Annotated in this window: 13 protein-coding genes; 6 read left to right on the top strand and 7 right to left on the bottom strand. The window is 61.8% G+C overall.

The annotated features are described in order from the left end of the window. Window positions 1-4: 4 nt before the first annotated feature. The 6 genes from AC1D0I_RS24780 to AC1D0I_RS24755 form a co-directional block, all read right to left on the bottom strand. Window positions 5-787 (bottom strand): TIM barrel protein, encoded by a 783-nt coding sequence (locus AC1D0I_RS24780; RefSeq protein WP_477306719.1) that lies wholly within the window; start codon window positions 785-787, stop codon window positions 5-7. A gap of 1 nt (window position 788) precedes the next feature. Then, window positions 789-1,100 carry a MocE family 2Fe-2S type ferredoxin gene (locus AC1D0I_RS24775; RefSeq protein ID WP_477398412.1) on the bottom strand — a complete coding sequence of 104 codons (312 nt, stop codon included), beginning with the start codon at window positions 1,098-1,100 and terminating at the stop codon, window positions 789-791. A gap of 114 nt (window positions 1,101-1,214) precedes the next feature. Further along, window positions 1,215-2,039, bottom strand: coding sequence for an ATP-binding cassette domain-containing protein (locus tag AC1D0I_RS24770; protein WP_477398410.1), 825 nt, complete (start codon window positions 2,037-2,039; stop codon window positions 1,215-1,217). Then, window positions 2,036-2,986 carry an ABC transporter permease gene (locus AC1D0I_RS24765; protein ID WP_477306751.1) on the bottom strand — a complete coding sequence of 317 codons (951 nt, stop codon included), beginning with the start codon at window positions 2,984-2,986 and terminating at the stop codon, window positions 2,036-2,038. The genes AC1D0I_RS24770 and AC1D0I_RS24765 overlap by 4 nt, the downstream gene beginning before the upstream one ends. 227 nt (window positions 2,987-3,213) lie before the next feature. Beyond that, window positions 3,214-4,194 carry a sugar ABC transporter substrate-binding protein gene (locus tag AC1D0I_RS24760; protein WP_477228079.1) on the bottom strand — a complete coding sequence of 327 codons (981 nt, stop codon included), beginning with the start codon at window positions 4,192-4,194 and terminating at the stop codon, window positions 3,214-3,216. Window positions 4,195-4,294: 100 nt separating this feature from the next. After that, a complete protein-coding gene (locus AC1D0I_RS24755; RefSeq protein WP_477398408.1) occupies window positions 4,295-5,302 on the bottom strand; it encodes a sterol desaturase family protein in 1,008 nt (335 codons plus the stop codon). Window positions 5,303-5,576: 274 nt separating this feature from the next. Here AC1D0I_RS24755 and AC1D0I_RS24750 point away from each other — a divergent pair, with 274 nt between their 5' ends. From AC1D0I_RS24750 to AC1D0I_RS24730, 5 genes are all read left to right on the top strand, one after another. Continuing rightward, entirely contained in the window at window positions 5,577-6,614 is a 1,038-nt protein-coding gene (locus tag AC1D0I_RS24750; RefSeq protein WP_477398406.1) for a LacI family DNA-binding transcriptional regulator, read from the top strand. 359 nt (window positions 6,615-6,973) lie between these two features. Next, a complete protein-coding gene (locus AC1D0I_RS24745; protein WP_477228082.1) occupies window positions 6,974-8,422 on the top strand; it encodes a TolC family protein in 1,449 nt (482 codons plus the stop codon). 39 nt (window positions 8,423-8,461) lie between these two features. Continuing rightward, window positions 8,462-10,594, top strand: a complete 2,133-nt coding sequence (locus tag AC1D0I_RS24740) for a type I secretion system permease/ATPase (RefSeq protein WP_477398404.1) — start codon at window positions 8,462-8,464, stop codon at window positions 10,592-10,594. A 41-nt stretch (window positions 10,595-10,635) separates the two neighbouring features. Beyond that, window positions 10,636-11,925 carry an HlyD family type I secretion periplasmic adaptor subunit gene (locus AC1D0I_RS24735; RefSeq protein WP_477398402.1) on the top strand — a complete coding sequence of 430 codons (1,290 nt, stop codon included), beginning with the start codon at window positions 10,636-10,638 and terminating at the stop codon, window positions 11,923-11,925. Beyond that, on the top strand, window positions 11,915-12,556 hold the full coding sequence (locus AC1D0I_RS24730; protein WP_477398400.1) for a ribbon-helix-helix domain-containing protein: 642 nt from the start codon (window positions 11,915-11,917) through the stop codon (window positions 12,554-12,556). Before AC1D0I_RS24735 ends, AC1D0I_RS24730 begins: the two co-directional genes overlap by 11 nt. A gap of 106 nt (window positions 12,557-12,662) precedes the next feature. On the opposite strand, the gene AC1D0I_RS24725 is transcribed toward AC1D0I_RS24730, so the two are convergent. After that, window positions 12,663-13,607 (bottom strand): transglutaminase-like cysteine peptidase, encoded by a 945-nt coding sequence (locus tag AC1D0I_RS24725; protein WP_477398398.1) that lies wholly within the window; start codon window positions 13,605-13,607, stop codon window positions 12,663-12,665. Between the two features lie 324 nt (window positions 13,608-13,931). Between AC1D0I_RS24725 and AC1D0I_RS24720 the strand changes: the two genes are divergently transcribed. Continuing rightward, the coding region (locus tag AC1D0I_RS24720) for a DUF5801 repeats-in-toxin domain-containing protein (RefSeq protein ID WP_477398396.1) at window positions 13,932-17,172 on the top strand (3,241 nt) is incomplete at its 3' end.

Raw genomic sequence — 17,172 nt, 5'->3', positions numbered from 1 at the left:
TTCCTCAGATGGTGAAAGCGTCGCGGAAGGCGTGCAGTGCCGCTTCGGGATCACCGGAGGCAAACGCTTCCATGCCCACCGGCCCGCGGTAGCCCATGTCCTTCAGCGCGCGGGCGATGCCGCGATAGTTGATCTCGCCCGTGCCGGGCTCCATTCGTCCCGGCACGTCGGCCACCTGGACCTCGCCGATCCATGGCAGGCAAGCGCGGCACAGCTCGATCAGGTTCCCTTCACCGATCTGTGCATGGTAGAGGTCGAGGTTGAGGCGCAGGCCCGGCCGGTTGACGCTCGACACCAGTGCAAGCGTGTCTTCGGCGCGTGCAAACGGCACGCCGGGATGGTCGACCGGAAGGTTCAAATTCTCCAGCGTGAATGTCACGCTTTCAGCCTCGGCAAGGTCGGCAATCCGGTTCAGCGTGTCGCGTGCCTTGAGCCACATGGCGCCGGTGACGGTCTCGCAGGGCGTGACCGGCAGGCCGCCTTCGCCCAGCCCGGTGCCGTGCAGGTTGAGCCGGGCGACGCCGAGGCGTTTGCCGACCGCCGCGGTCTCTTTTGCCGTCTTCAGCAGTTCCGCGGCGCCCTCGTCATCGGAGAGACGGCCGCGCAGATAGCCGTTCATGATCGAGAAGGTCGCGCCGGATTTCTCGAGCATTGCGAGGTCGTGATCGGGCCAGTTCCAGAGGCCGACCTGGAAGCCCATTTCGGTCAGGCGACGCACGCGCCATTCCATCGGCCGGTCGCGCCAGAGCATCTCGGCGCAGGCCGCAAGGGTGAAGGTATCGGACATGTCAGACCTTGATGTACACGCGGCCGTCCTCGACCTTGGTGCTGTAGATTTTAAGGTTCACGCAGACCGGTGCGCGCAGCGCTTCGCCGGTCCGGTAATCGAACACGCCATTATGCTTGGGGCATTCGATCCTGTATTCCATAACCAGCCCGTCGCTCAGATGCACCTTCTCATGCGTGCACAGCCCGTCGGTGCAGAAGAAAGCATCGTCGGGGCTGCGGTAGATGGCGAATGTCCGGCCCTCGTGATCGAAGCGGATAACGTCCTCTTCCTCGATATCATCGGCCGCACACGCATCAATCCACTTTGCCATTGTCGCCCTGCAGTCTGTTCTTGGGGTGGTCGAAAAGACAGCCGGCGGAACCACGCGTTCCGCCGGCCGCACAGGAAGATGCCCGGGAGGAGGAGATGGGCGTCTTCACTGGGTTCATGCATGGCTTGCGCCATGCGGCGCATGCCTGTCGTCAGCCGCCGAGAAGCTCTCGATCTCGGCTTCGAGTTCAGCCATCTGCTCGCCGCCTGCCATCAGGTCGGTGATCGCTTCACGGCTTTTTTCGCCCTTGCGGAAGTCGGCGGCCTTGGCGCCCCTGATGAGGACGGCGAAGTGGTCGCCGACGGTCAGGGCATGAACGACATTGTGGGTGATGAAGATGACCGCGATGCTCTTGCGGCGTGCCTGCAGGACGATGCGCAGGACATGCGCCGCCTCCTTGACGCCAAGAGCCGCAGTCGGCTCGTCGAGGATCAGCACGCTGGCGCCGAAATGGACGGCGCGCGCGATCGCCAGCGCCTGGCGCTCACCACCGGACAGTCCACCGACCAGGCGATCGCCGTCGTCGATGCGGGTGATGCCGAGCTGGCGCATCTCGGTGACGGCGATCTCGTTGGCCCGCTTGCGGTCGTAGATGGTGAGCGGTCCCCAGCGCCGTGTCGGCTCGGCGCCGACGAAGAAGGAACGGCCGATGCTCATCAGCGGGAACGTCCCGCCGAATTGGTGCACCGTCGCGATGCCGTGGTCGCTGGCGTCGCGCGGGCTGTCGAAGGCGACAGCCTTGCCATCCATTTCCATCGTGCCCGATGTCGGTTTGTGGACGCCGGAGAGGATCTTGATCAGCGTCGACTTGCCGGCGCCATTGTCGCCGAGCAGGCACAGCACCTCGCCTCTGTTGACCTCCAGCGAAATGTCGTGAAGCACGTCGATCGGACCGAACGACTTGTTGATCCCGGTCAGCCTGAGCAGGGGCGTGGTCATGAGCGGACCCTCGATTTGGTACGCGGCGCGTAGGTCAGCGCCATGGTGCGGAAGGTGTTGTTCATCAGCACGGCCGCCAGCAGCAGGACGCCGATGATCAGGCTTGCCCAATTGGCGTCGAAGCCGGTGTAGAAAATGCCCTGGTTGACGATGGAGAAGGTCAGCGTGCCAAGCACGATGCCGACCACCGAACCATAGCCGCCGGTGAGCAGCACGCCGCCGATGACCACCGCGATGATCGAGTTGAAGATGAAGGACTGCCCCGCAGCCACCTGGGCGCTGTTGTAGAGGATCGCCTGCGACATGCCGACGAAGGCCGCGCACAGGCCGCTGCTCATGAACAGCGCGATGGTGACCCGGTCCGTCGGGATGCCGGCATTGCGGGCGCTGACCGCGTCACCGCCCATGGCCAGGATCCAGTTGCCGAAGCGCGAGAAGTTCAGGACGAACCCGACGACCAGGACGATGGCGATCCACCAGAACAGGGTCACCTGGAACTTGCCGCCGAGATAGTCGCCGAACACGAGCTTGGCGATCGGTCCGCTCTTCAGCGCAACACTGGTGCTGCCGGACAGGATGATCGAGAGACCGAGCGTCAGGCCGGCCAGCGCGAACAGCGTTGCCAGTGTGACGACGAAGGACGGCACTTTGGTGTGGATTACCAGGAGCCCGTTGATGAAGCCGACGATGAGGCCAAGGGCGAGGGCTGCGAGGATGCCGACGATGATCGGCAGGCCGTAGTGGCCCGAGATGATGGCGATGGTCATCGAGCTGGCGGGGATCATCGAGCCGACAGAGAGATCGAGATGTCCGGCGATCATCAATAGCCCCACCGGGAGGGCGATGATCCCGAGTTCCGAGGCGACGTTGAGCCAGCTCGCGGCACCGCCGGCCGACATGAAGTTGGCGCCGCCGAAGATCGAGAAGAACACCAGCACGGCGATCATGCCGATCAGCGAGCCGACCTCCGGACGCCGGACGAGCCTGCCGATCGAGGGTATCGAGGAATGCGGGGTGGGTAGCGCAGTCGCTACCACGGCGGGTTGGTCATGGGCTTGGGATGTCATCGAAGTGGTCCCTGGCTTGAACAATGGGGGTGCCTGGCGCGGCCCTCGGAGGGGCGCCGGCCGGCGATGTCCGGCCCACGGCGGGGCCGGACACTCGGTTGCGCGAATTAGCGGGCGCCCGCCGCCGCACCACCCATCGTCGCGCCGACGTTGGCGGCATCGACGATCCCCGGTCCGGTCAGCACCGGCTTCGTCGGCAGGTCGAGCCCGTAGTTGACGAAGCCGTTGAGCAGCGACACGGCGAGATAGCCCTGCAGATAAGGCTGCTGGTCGATCGAGAACATCTGCGTGCCGTCCTTGATGCGCTGCAGGCCGGTTTCGTCCATGTCGAAGGAAGCGAGCTTGACCTTGTCGCCAAGATTGGCCTGGCTGATGGCGTTGGCCGCACTGTTGGCGTCGCCGGCGCTGATGGTGATGAGGCCGTCGAGGGTGTTGTCTTTCAGCACGGCGGCCTTGATCGCCTCGGCGACCGCGGTCGGGTTGCCGAAGCTGGATGAAGGCAGCGGCAGCTGGATGGATTTGCCGCCGCTCTTGGCGATGGCGTCGGCGATGCCCTTGCAGCGGTCTTCGGTGTTGGTGGAGCCCGGCAAGGTGTTGACGCACAGCACATTCTTGGCGCCATGGCTGCCGAAATAGGCGCCGCCGCCGACACCGGCCACGTATTCCTCGTTGCCGACATAGTTCATGGCGCCGAGCCGCTTGGCTGCGTCCATGCCGCCGGAATTGTAGATGATGAGCGGCACGCCGGCGGCAACGACTTCCTTGAAGGCGTCATCCATGGCCTCGGGCACCCAGTCGGGACCGACGATGGCGCTCGGCTTCTGGCTGAGCGCGGTGCGGATCAGCTTGGCGGCGTCCGGGCCAAGATTGTCGTAGTTCTGCGGGCCGAGCCAAGTCACCGAGCCGCCGGTCAGTTCGGCGACCTTTCCGGCGTCGTCCGCACCTTTCTTGACCTTCGACCAGAACGGGTCGTCCGCCTTGCCGCCGATGACGAAGATCTTCGCCCCATCAGCCATTGCGGCTGTGGCACCTGTCGCCACCAAGGCTGCCGTCATCGCCGCAGTCAAAAGCTTCGTGATATGGTTCATTTCATTTCCTCCCGGTTGCCGTCATCAGACGGATTGGAAAACTTGGTCCCGACGCTCCCCTCCCGGCGCGTCGCGTGAACAATGCTTCGCCCGGCGTCGGTTACGCCCTGGCATTCATGCGCTGCTTCTTTTTCTGGAACCGGGCGTCCATCATGGCGTCGCCCTCTCTGGTGCCGTCGTGCAAGGTGCCGAACCATCTATCGAGCGGGATCAGCCCGTCGCCGCCGTAGTTCACCTCGAAATATTTATGGTGCAGGTAATGCGCGTAGGCGTGGCTCGATACGGCTGTGTCCTGCGTGAGTTCCAGCTTTTCGAAGCCGAGATGGCCGTTGACGGCACCGAAGCCGGCGACGTGCAACTGGAACAGTGCGACGATGGGGTTGGACGGTATAAGGAGGTGCCAGAAGGCGACCGCGTGATAGAGGAACCCTTCCACCGGGTGCATCGACAGCGACGACCAGGGCGACGGGTTGATCGAATTGTGGTGGACCGAGTGGATCCAGCGATAGAGCGGACCCCAGTGGATCAGGCGATGGATGAAGAAGAAATGCACCTCGTGAATGGCCGGTGCGACCAGCACCAGCGCGGCGAGGTAGACCGGGTGGTCCTGCCAGCCGACCCACGGCACGTAGCCGTTGGCAAAGCACCACAGGAAGATGACTTCGACCACCGTCCATAGCGGGATGGTGATGAAGAACGAGCGCAGGAAGTTGTCGAGGTTCTGGCTCTGGAACCAGAACACGTCGGAGGGCGCATCGGCGGGGAACTTGTGGTTGTATTTGAAGCGCGTCGTTTGCGCCCGCCTGACGTAATAGCGCAGCTCGAAAATGCCGTAGAAGACGAGGATCGCCGAGGCGTTGACGGCGTAGAGCCAGAGCGCCCAACCCCAGCTGAGCGTCTTCATCGTTTCGACGCCGGGAACGACATAGAACCAGTAGAGGAGGGCGGTGGCCATGTGGAAGGCATTCCACGGCCAGATATAGCCGGGCAGCCACGCCAGGATCTTCGGCAGCCTCGGTGGCCAGTTCCACAACGGCACGGCCTCGATGCGCCCGTTCGGCTTCCAGTCGCCGCGCTTGTCGCGCACGCCGTATTTGAGATCGTCCATCCCGGATCCTCCACCCGCAGTGCCTGGGATGGCTCGCACGCGCACGCTGCCTCACACCGCCGTCGGGCGGAGGGTCAGAACCTTGTCTGCGCTGTGCTGCTTCTATCCCTGGGCTGGCGGTGCTTGCGCCTTCTTTGCTTCTTCCCGAGATAAACATCTTGATCCAAAGTGAATCAAGAATAGAATGTTTATTCCAAATTAATTGTATCATTCGTCTCAGGATTGCCTGACCAATGATATCTTCGTATCAATTGCTATAGGCTGATGACACGAAATGGATCAGAACAAGCGGCCGACCATCAAGGATGTTGCCGCCGAGGCCAATGTTTCGGTGGCCACCGTCAATAGGGTGCTCAGCGGCTCGGGCGGCGTGCGCCAGGGCACGCGCGAGCGCGTCATGCTGGCAGCGGAGCAGATCGGTTTTTACGGCATGGGCGCGCTGCGCAGCCGTATAGCGGCCGCCCGGCCGCGCTACCGGTTGGGTTTCCTGCTGCACCAGCCCGGCCGAGCCTTCTACCGCAACATGGCCGAGGCACTGCGCCTTGCGGCCCAAACGATGCCCGACTGCGAAATAGAGTTGCGTACTGAGTTTCTCGACGATCTGTCGCCGCAGAACGTCGCCTCGCGGATGCTGGCACTGGGYGCCGAATGCGATGCCGTCGGCGTCGTTGCCGCGGTCCATCCTCTGGTCACCCAGGCGGTGGACGCGCTGCAGGCCCGCAACGTGCCGGTTTTTGCGCTGATCTCGCAGATCTCGGCGACCGGCCATATCAACTATATCGGCCTGGACAACTGGAAGGTCGGGCGCACCGCGGCCTGGGTGTTCGAGCATGTTTGCCGGGCGCCCGGCAGACTGGGCATCCTGGTCGGCAACCATCGCTACCGCTGCCAGGAGATGAACGAGAGCGGCTTCCGTTCCTATTTCCGCGAACATGCTCCTGGCTTCACGCTGCTGGAGCCGCTGCTGACCTTCGAATCCAGCGCCATCGCCCAGGAAATGACCGAAAAGCTGCTGAACGAAAATCCGGATCTGTCTGGCCTCTATGTTGCCGGCGGCGGCATCACCGGCGCCATTGCGGCACTGCGGTCCACCGGGCGGGCCGGCAGCGTCGTCGTCGTCGGCTATGAACTGATGGACACGACCCGCGCCGCACTTCTCGACGGCACACTGACCTTCGTCATTTCGCACCCGTTGGCGCGCATCGCACAAGAAGCGCTGGCCGGCATGGTCCGCGCCGTCTCGGCCCCGAACGAAGGCGGCAACTTCACGACGATCCTGCCCTTCGACATCTACACCCGCGAGAACATCTAGTTCACGGAGCCGTCGCAATCCTTGATCCCCCGAAAAGATTGCCGCAACAGCGATCCGCCTTTGGTCTGGTCGCAAATAGCGGCTATCCCTGCTTGATTCTGCCCGCGTTGGTTAACCACCTTCCGTTTTTGGTCCTTTTCCCAACTGACAGCGTCAGGATACGATCGCAGGGGGTCTATGCTTATGTGCCATTTTTGCTACATCTAACAATCTTGTCGCCTGAATCATCGATTTAGCAGGAGCTAATTCAATAATTCCTCACACATTTCGTGAAACTGTGGATAGTTCTCGGAGGCAGGCCTTGGCTTGGCGTAGCGCTCTCGAATAAGGGTGCTGGGGGAAACTTTAGGGTGGGTTATATGAATAAGACAAGCATCTCGGCCGTCGGCAAGCGCCTTGGTCTTTTGATGGCGGCTACAATGCTGACCTGTGCGAGTGCTCATGCGCTCACGCTCAAGGAGGCGATGGCTGTTGCGGTGGAATCCAATCCCGAGATTGGACAGGCAATCGAAAACCGCGAAGCAATCGAGTTCGAGTTGCGACAGGCCAAGGGCCTTTATCTTCCCAGTGTCGATGTCGAGGCATCGGCTGGAGTTCGTCGCCTCGACAATACGTCCCGGCGCGCACTGTCGATAGAGGACGATTCGCTCTATCCGGCGGAAGCGGATCTGGTGGTCACACAGAAGCTGTTTGACAGCGGCGCGCGGCGGGCGGAATTGAACCGCCAGGCATCGCGGGTCGACGGAGCGTCCTTTCGGGTGCTGGAACGCTCGGAATTCATCGGGCTGTCGGTCGTCCAAGACTACCTTGAATACATGCTGCAGGCTTCGATCGTCGCCGAAGCCAAGAAGAACCTCGGTTTCCATCAGGCGATACTCGGCGACATCCGGCAAGGCATCTCGGGCGGGGCGCTGAACGAGGCCGACCGGCAGCAGGCCGAAGAGCGTCTGTTCGCAGCCCAGGCACGCATGCAGGAGGCGAGCGAAGAACTGGAAGCCTCTAGGATCCGGTTCTTCAAGACCGTCGGCAAACCGCTGGTCAATGCTTCGCGGCCCGGTGATGTCGCCGCCGCACTGCCGAGGTCACTTGACGATGCGCTGGGCCTGGCACGACAGAACAATCCACGCGTTCACATGGCCACCAGCGATATCGCCGCTGCTGCTTCCATGGTGGATGCGGCCCGGGCGAAATACGGCCCCGAAGTTTTGGCTGAAGGCCGTGCCAGGGGAGGGTATGATATTGACGGCGACAATGGCGACGCCAGTGACCTGCAGGCGCGTCTGGTGCTGCGTTGGAACCTGTATCGAGGCGGCATAGACAAGGCCAATGAACAGGAGCAGATCCGCCGTGCCAGCGAACAGCGGCTTGCCTATCACCAGGTCTTGCGTGAGATCGAGGAGGCTGTCCGCACATCATGGGATCGCCGTTTCCGGCAAGCCGACCTGGCAAAGACGCTCAGGCTGCAAGCCGCTTCCAGTGAAAAGCTGGTTTCGTCCTACCGCGAGCAATTCAAGGTAGGGCAACGGTCGCTGCTCGACGTGCTCGATGCGCAGAATACCCGGTTCAACACGGCAACGCTGGCGGACACAGCATCCTATGCATCGCTGTTCGCCCAATACCGACTTCTGGCCGCGACAGGTCAATTGCTGAAAACGATGGGTCTTCAGCCGGCAAAGCAAGCGACGGCCTATGCACGATCCGAGTTCAACGCACCAGAAACCGCGGACACTGAAACCTATGCGCGGACGCCATCGGAGCAGAAAAACGACCTGCCTTTCGATATCCTTGCGCCAGTGAGGAAGAAGTAGGACGGTGCAAGGTCCAGCGAGGGTCCTTACGGGCATATCGTGAACCAGCAACCCAACATCCTCTCCCCCAAGGAGGCATTCAAAGCCTGCTTTTCAGCGGTCGCCGGCTATCTTGGCAGGCCGAGCGCCGAGACAGTGCTGTTTGCCGGGGTGCCGATTTCAGAGACGCGAATTGAGGTAGAGGATATTCGGCACCTTGCCGAGCGCATCGGCCTCGAGGTCAAGGACGTCAGTCATCGCGATTTCCTGCGCGGGCGCGTCGATCTGCCCGCCATTCTGTTTCGCGCCAGCCAGCTGCCTGTCGCCCTGCTCGCGGAGATTGAAGCGGGCGAATACCTGACTGCGCCCCAAGAAGACGGCCGCACCACGATCAGCAGATCCGAGCTGGCTGCCAGCTATATCAGCGGCGGCGCGTCCTTCTCGATCACCTATGCCAATGCCACCGAGGCGATGAAGGTCGGCTCGGCACAGAAGATCGAAAGGCGCCATTGGCTGACGGGGACGATGGGCGCCTTCTGGCGCACCTATTCGAAAGTCGTCCTTGCAGCGATATTCATCAATGTGCTGGCCATTGCCTCACCCATCTTCACGATGAACGTCTACGACAGGATCCTGCCGAACAAGGCAATATCCACATTGTGGGTCCTGGCCATCGGCATCGGCGCCGTCATCCTGTTCGATCTGCTTTTGAAGACGGCCAGGGCTTCCCTCATCGACTATGCCGGGCGCAAGGCGGATCTTCGGATATCGTATCTTCTGTTCGAAAAAGTGCTGAACTCGTCACTGTCGGCGCGTCCCGACTCGACCGGTGAGTACGCAAACCGGGTCACGCAATATGAGTTCGTCAGAGAGTTCTTCACCTCGAACACCATCAGCGTGTTCATCGACACGGCATTCGTCTTCGTCTTTCTTCTCGTCATCTATGCGATAGGCGGCTGGCTGGTGATCATACCGGCGCTGGCCTTTGTGATGTCCGTCATCGTCGGCTTGATTACCCAGCGCCGCATCGGCAAGCGCGTCGCCGCCTCGATGAACGAAGCTTCGCAACGCCAAGCCTTGCTGGTCGAATCCATCTCGACGCTGGAGACGATCAAGTCGCTGCGCGCCGAGGCGTATCTGCTGCGAAAATGGGGAGAGCACTCCAAGAACGCCGCCAACACGTCCGAGAAGATCAAGCAGCTCTCGGCGGCCGCAGGCAACATAACCCAGTCGATACAACAGCTGGTGACCGTCGCTCTGGTGGTGGCCGGCGCTTACGCCTTCTCGGAAGGGCATGTTTCGACAGGAGCAATCATAGGAACGGTCATGCTGGCGAGCAGGGCGGTGGCTCCGCTCGGCCAGATCGCCATCACGCTGTCCCGGTTTCGCCAGGCCATGCTCTCGTTGAGGATGGTGAACTCGATCATGGAGCAACCGGAGGACCGGCCGGACACGGTGGGTTTCGTCAACCGACCCATTCGCAACGGGGCGATGGCGTTCAGGAATGTCGGGTTTGTCTATCCCGGCGCGGAAAACGAGGTTTTGACCGGTCTGAATTTCACGGTGAAGCCGGGAGAGCGGATCGGCATCATCGGTCGCATAGGATCGGGAAAGACGACGATGGGTCGTCTGGTCGGCAGGCTGTTCCTGCCAACCTCGGGTGAGCTGCTGCTGGATGGGATCGATATTCGCCAGTATCACCCGTCAGAAGTTCGCGCCGCTGTCGGCATCGTTGCGCAGGCTGGCGATCTGTTCTCGGGCACCATCAAGGAAAATCTCCTGATGGCTTGCCCGGAGGCTACCGATGAGCAGATCATCGACGCGGCAAAGGCGGCTGGCGTCGACGATTTCGTCTCACGCCATCCGCGTGGCTACGACATGAATGTCGGCGAGCGTGGCACCAATCTTTCAGGCGGCCAGAGGCAGACAGTGGCTATCGCACGCCTGCTGCTGACCAAGCCGAAAATCGTCTTTCTGGATGAACCATCGGGCTCGATGGATCTCGCATCGGAACGCCAGTTGATAAAGCAGCTCAAGGTCGCCTTTGACCGCGACACAACGCTGATCGTGTCCACACATCGCTTCAGCATGCTTGAACTGGCCGATCGCCTGATCGTTATCGAGCAGGGCAAGATCGTTGCTGACGGACCGAAGGACCAGGTTATACAGGCGTTGCAGAAAACAAGCGCCTGATCGAACAAATTGAATGCATCCAATGCGTTGGGGCGTAGGAAATGCTTGCAAGGGAAGATCGGCCGCCGCTCTTTGCGTCGGCGTCCATATTCATCATAGGAGCGCTTTTCGTTGTATTTGTCGCCTGGGCAGCCTTTGCCGAAGTCGATGAGATCGCGCGGGGAGACGGCAAGGTGATACCCGCGTCCAAGACCCAGATCATTCAGGCGAGCGAAGCCGGTGTCGTCCAGGAAATCGCAGTGACGATTGGCCAGGTCGTCAAGAAGAATGATCTCATCATTCGCCTCGACAACACGCTCAACACCTCCAGCCTTGGTGAGCAGCAGGCCAAGGCGCGAGCCCTGCAGGCGCGCATTGCGCGGCTCCAGTTCGAGCAGAGCGGCAATCTCGAAGGCGCATTTCCCTGTCCGCCCGAGATCCAGAAGCCAGCGCCGGAAATCTGCGAAAACGAGCAGAAGCTGCTCGTCGCGCGCCGCGAAAACTTCGAAGTCAAGCTGTCGGTTCTCAAGTCGCGCCTCGATCAGCGCCAGAATGAATTGGACGAAGCCACCGCCAATCTCGATCGCCTCACCAAGAACCTGGCCGTTAGCGACCAGGAAAAGGAGCTGGTCGATTCCATGGTCAAGAAGGGGCTGATGGCGAGGACCGAGCAGATCCGCGTCGAGCGTGAGCATACCGAACTGCAAGGGCAGTTGAACCTCGCCGGTGAGACCATCAAAAAAACCAAGGGGGCTATTACGGAAGCCCAGCTTCAGGTCGACGAGCTCGGCCTGCAGTTGCAGCAGGAAGCCCTGAGCGACCTGACGGAGGCGCTGGCCGATCTCTCGGTGGTGGATGAGACCATACGTGGCGCCACCGACAAGGTCGCGCGCACGGATATCCGGTCTCCGGTGGATGGGATTGTCAACACGCTGGAGCTGAACACGGTCGGCGCCTTCGTCCAGCCTGGCGCGGTCGTGGCCGGCATCGTCCCGACCTCCGAGACCCTTCTGGTTGAGGCGCGGGTTTCACCGCGAGATGTTGCCTTCATCCGGCCGGACCAGGACGCGCTTATCAAGGTCACCGCCTACGATTTCTCGATCTTCGGCGGCATCGAAGGCAAGGTCTCCAACATCACAGCCGACAGCCTGGTCGACCAGAAGACAGGCGAACCCTATTACCAAGTGCGCGTGTCGACGGACAAATCGACACTCGAGAGAGACGGCAAGGCCTATTCGATCATCCCGGGCATGATCTGTTCCGTCGACATCAAGACCGGGCGCAAGACGATCCTGAATTACCTCTTGAAGCCGATCAACAAGGCACGTCAGGAGGCGATGAGTGAGCGGTAGCGCCAGCTCTCCTCTTCCCGATCACGAGCGGCTGCTGCCTCCTGTCACGGCTGAGGATTTTGGGCTGGAATTTCGGGTTGTGGCACGCGGCGGCGTACGACGCGGCATCCGTTTGGAACGGGCTTTCTGGGTCACGCTGAAGCAGATGGCCGAAAGCAGGAAGTGCACGATCGGGATGCTCATCGATGAGATCGCCGAAAGTCAGGCACAGACAGGTAACCTGACATCTGCGATCAGGGTGGCCTGCATGCGTGGATTGGGGGAGGAAAACCTGACCTTGCGAAGGCTTGCGTCGATCAACACCATCAACGCCATAGTGGTCGCCTGCCCGTCGCCAGCCTTTGCCTTGGCATCGTCGAAGAAGATCCTGACGTTCAACGCGCCGTTCCAGCAACTGGTCAAGCGTCAATTGCCGATAGCTCCAAACGACGATGCGCGCCATGACCTCAAGCTGGCGCTGGACCTCAATGTAGCCGACATTTTCGCGCGGCTCGACGCCAATGGCCAAGCGCCGGTGGCTACCGGCTTTGTCATCGGCGCCGGTGAACGTCGATACCGGGGTCATTTGAATGTTGTGCGAGCCCCGGTGGTCGAGCCGGAATTGCTGATGGCGTTCGTCTTCGGCGGCTGAGGCGCGTCACGTTGACCCGGATTCAGCCGATGCGCTCACGCTCTGGTTTTCATGCAAATCATTGTCCCAAAATCACTTTTGGCGACATGTGATCTTGCCGGAAAATCTATCGCTGAACGCCTTCGCCCGGCGCAACGGTCGCGAAGCCGCCTTTGATCTCAGCCATCTGGGCTGCGCCCGGTTTCGAGCCGTGGATCCAGGCCCGGTCCGTGCTGAACGAATAGAGCGGAACGTAGTCGGGAAGATCGCTGTCGCGCACGACGGTGTTGCTGAGGCTGTCGAGAATGAAGGTGCCGCTGCCTGTGCTCACCGACAGCACCGCGTGAAAGAAGCCTCGCTTGCGGTCCTGGAGAACAACGAGCGCCATGCTTTGCGTTGGAATGCCGGCCCTTAGCAGAGCCGTCATCTTGAGGATGGCAAAATCCTCGCAGTCGCCGGCTCGCCGTTCGAGAATTTCCGATGGCTTTGCCCAATAGTCTGTTTTGCCGTAGACGACGCTGTCTTTCCTGTAGGCAATCAGGTGATTTACGCTGCTGTTGACGAAGGATAGTTTCTCGCTGAACCCCTTGCCCTGGGCAGCGGCGACCATGCTGGCAAATGCCGCACTCTTGCGCTCGCAGGCGCTGCCTGCCGAGCAGCTGGTGATTGCCTGGTAGACGGGTGCCCAACGAGCCGAGACGGGGAAATTGCGCATCGACAAGGCGACCGATCCGAATACGCCGGGAATAATCGATGCCGTCTGCACCGGATCTATCCCGGCATCAGCTCGCGCCGTCGACGAACCATCCTCGCGATCAGCAAATGCCGGGCCGTAGCTGCCGAAAACCATGCTGATCCGGTAAGGCGCCAAAGGCTGCCAGGGCTGCGGCCTCGCCAGCGAAACACCGCCGAGGCAGGGTGGCGTCAGGACCCTTTCCAGAGGCGTGCCAGTAGCGGCAGCCTCCCCGGAAACGGCACTTGCGAATGAAGGTCCTGCCAGGCCGACAAGGCCGATTGCCAGCAGGAGCACCTTGAGCCCGGTTTTTCCCAGGACTGATTTTTCTTTTTTCATAGCGCCCACCTTTGACTGTGGACGCTACCAATCTTGTCTCAAATTATTGGCAAGAAAGGTGGATAACTTTACGGCAAGTGGCTTTGTCTATTTTATCTAAAATTTTATTCAATTTTATACTCCCATTTACCAAGAGACCGCGTCGAACCTCCACCGAGCGCGCTACGCAGAAGCCGGCATATATCAGGTTATATGTTCGAGGTTTACCAACGTGTAAAAAATGATGGGGCAAGCATATCGGAGTATATGAAACAGATTGCGGGGTTGTTGCAAAGCAGAAGTGGCCAATGTCTCTTGCCGGGAAATGTCGGAGGGGTTTCAGCAATGATCACCAATAATGAGTTGGACAGTTCTTCGGGTTCCTTGAACGAGCATTCCGCGTCCAGCGAACACAATGGTCAGGCATCGCCGGGAGAGATCCTGGTCGCACAAGCAACTTCGACCCAGCAGCCCGCGCCGGCAGCGGCTGAACCGGTGCCGGTCGATGTTGGTGGCGGAGCACCTGTCAAGCCGGAAGCGCCGGCGACAGCGAACGCACCCGCAGCGGCGGCACCCCATGAATATGTGGCTGACGCCAGCAACATCGTGAAACTTCCCTCCAACGTTTCGATCGACAACATCAAGGTCGACGGCCACAACCTTGTGCTCGAGCAGGCCGACGGCTCGGTGATCGTGATCAAGGACGGCGCCTTGAACGTGCCGACCTTCGTCATCGGCGACGTCGAGGTGCCGCGCGTTGCGTTGCTGGCCGCGCTCGAGGCAAGCCATGTCGACGTTGCCTTCGGCGCCGACGGTTCCATGTCGGCCGGCACGGGCGGTTCGCCACCCAGTGCAGGCGGGAATTTCGAAATCCCCCCCGGCGGCATCGGTGACGGGTTCGGCCTTTCGGCCTTGTTGCCCCCGACAGACTTGCAGTTCGGGTTGCTGGACCGGCGCGAGCTGACGATTGGCGTTGCGGAAAAGGAAGACTCCACCCCCTCGATCGATCTCATAGGCTCGGCAACAGTCAACGAGGCCGGTCTGCCGGCGCGTGGCGGCGAGCCCGCCGGCTCGGACGCGTCCGCGTCGTCGGAGACGACCTCGGGCAACATCGGCTTCACCTCGCCTGACGGCGTGTCGGTGGTCTCGCTCGACGGCCATGTGCTGAGCGGTGTGGCTCAGACCTTCACCGATGGGACCGGCTCGCTGACGGCGAGCTATGTCTTCGATGCGGCGACCGGTATCGGCACCATCCACTACACCTACACGCTTCTCGACAACACCGCCGGCAACGCCACCAATGTGAGCTTCCCGGTCGCGGTGACGGATGCAAATGGCAATCCGGCCCCGGGCGGCAATCTGGTCATCAACATCATCGATGACGCACCGACGGCAGTTGCCGACACCGACGCGGTGGCGGCGGGTTCGCACGCGCCTATAGGCGGCAATGTGATAAGCGGCGCCGGCAGCGACGGCAATGCGGCAGGCGCCGACACCAAGGGCGCCGATGACGCGAAGGTTGCGGGCGTTGCCGCCGGCACGACCAATGCCGATCTGGACAGCGGGGTCACACTGAACACGCCGATCCATGGCGCCTATGGCACGCTGACGCTGCAGGCGGACGGCTCCTACACCTATGTGCGCGATGCCGGCACGCCTGGCGGCGTCCACGACGTGTTCACCTATACGATCAAGGATGGCGACGGAGACCTGTCGCACACGACGTTGACGATCTCGATCGGCAATTCGACACCGACGATCGGCGACCTGACGCCGGCGGCCGGAGGCGGCGACGTCGTCGTCAACGAGAATGACCTGCTGGCCAACCGTGGATCCGGTGAGTCGGACGGCTCCGACACTGCCAAGGAAAGCACCACGCAAGGCGGCACTTTCGCAATTTCCTCGCCCGACGGCATCGCCTCGCTGGCGATCGACGGCCACAATTTCATCACCAATGGCGTGTTCACGGCGGGCTCGTTCACGACGGCGCTGGGCAACACGCTGACGGTGACGGCCTACGATGCCGCGACCGGTCAGGTGAGCTACACCTACACGCTCCTCGACAATGAGGCGCATCCCGCCGTCCAGGGCACCAACAGCCTGTTCGAGAATTTCACCGTCACGCTCACCGACYAGGACGCGCAGAGCGTACACGGCACGCTGTCGGTCAACATCGTCGACGATGTGCCGACGGCCACGACCGAGGCTTCGCAGAATGTTCTTGAGGGCGCGACCATCACCGGCACGCTGGACTTCGTCGCCGGCGCCGACGGCGCCACGGTGACGCATATTGGCGCCACCGCCCTGGTCTTCGGCGGCGACGGCTACTCGCAGGCGATCGACATCGGTGACGGCTTTATAAAGGTCAAGGCCGACGGCAGCTATGCATTCACTGCCAACAGTCCGGTCATCGGGGCCGGTGCGGCCTCGGCGACCTATACCGTGACGGACGGCGATGGCGACAAGGCGACTGCCGGCATCAGCTTTGCGGTGACCGACGCCAACCATCCGACGACCGGCACGGCGGCGGCCACGGTCGATGATGACGGGCTGGCCGGCGGCAATGCGGCAAGCACGGCGGGCGACATCGACGCCAATGCCGGCGAGGTTCCGCTCAGCGCCAGCGAAGCAACCTACAACGGCACGCTGGGCGGCAGCGTCGGCGGCGACGGCGCCGGTTCCAACGGCTTCTCATTCGCGACGCTGGACGGCACCAGCGGGACGGTCGGCCAGGAGAACGTTACCTACAGCTGGAACGCCGCCAGCGACACGCTGACGGCGACGGGTCCACGCGGCGACCTGTTCACGGTGCATGTGACCGATCCGGCCACCGGCGCCTACACGGTGACGCTGCTCGACAACGTGCTCCAGGTACAGGGTCCTAACGACGAGAACAATGCGACGGTCAACCTCGGCTATGTGATCACCGACGCCGATGGCTCCACGGCACCGGGCACGCTGACCATAACCTTCAACGATGATGCTCCGACGGTCGCGCTGGCTGATGTGAAGCTGCCGTCGCTGAGCGTCGACGAGACCGATCTGACGACCAACGACACGCAGAGCTTCGCCAGCGCCTTCACGTCCAATTATGGCGCCGATGGCGCCGGCACGATCACCTACGCGCTGGGCTTCAATGCCGGCGTCACTGGGCTGGTCGACACGGCGAGCGGCCAGGCGGTGGTGCTGAGCCTCGAGGCTGGGCAGGTGGTCGGCCGTGCGGGCGTCGGTGGCGTGATCGTGTTTACGGTCAGCACTGATGCGTCTGGCAATGTGACGCTCGACCAGCAGCGGGCGGTTGTCCATCCGACGACGGATCCGAACGAGCCGGTCAGCCTGAACGCCGACAATCTGGTGACGCTGACGGCGACGGTGACGGATGCGGATGGCGATCATCAGTCGGCGACGCTGAATATCGGTAACAACCTGACCTTCCTGGATGACGGCCCGTCGATCACGAGCGCGGTTGTCGGCAGCTCGGTGACGCTTGACGAGACCAACAACGGTGCGACGACGGACGGCGTGCTGAACCCGGCGCTGATGACGGCAACGAGTGCCGCGGCGATCGTGACGGTGACGTCGAACT

Source organism: Mesorhizobium sp. P2_D1 (genome assembly GCF_056404455.1).
Note: the sequence above shows the minus strand (reverse complement) of the source record. Positions and strands in the feature narration are given on the sequence as shown.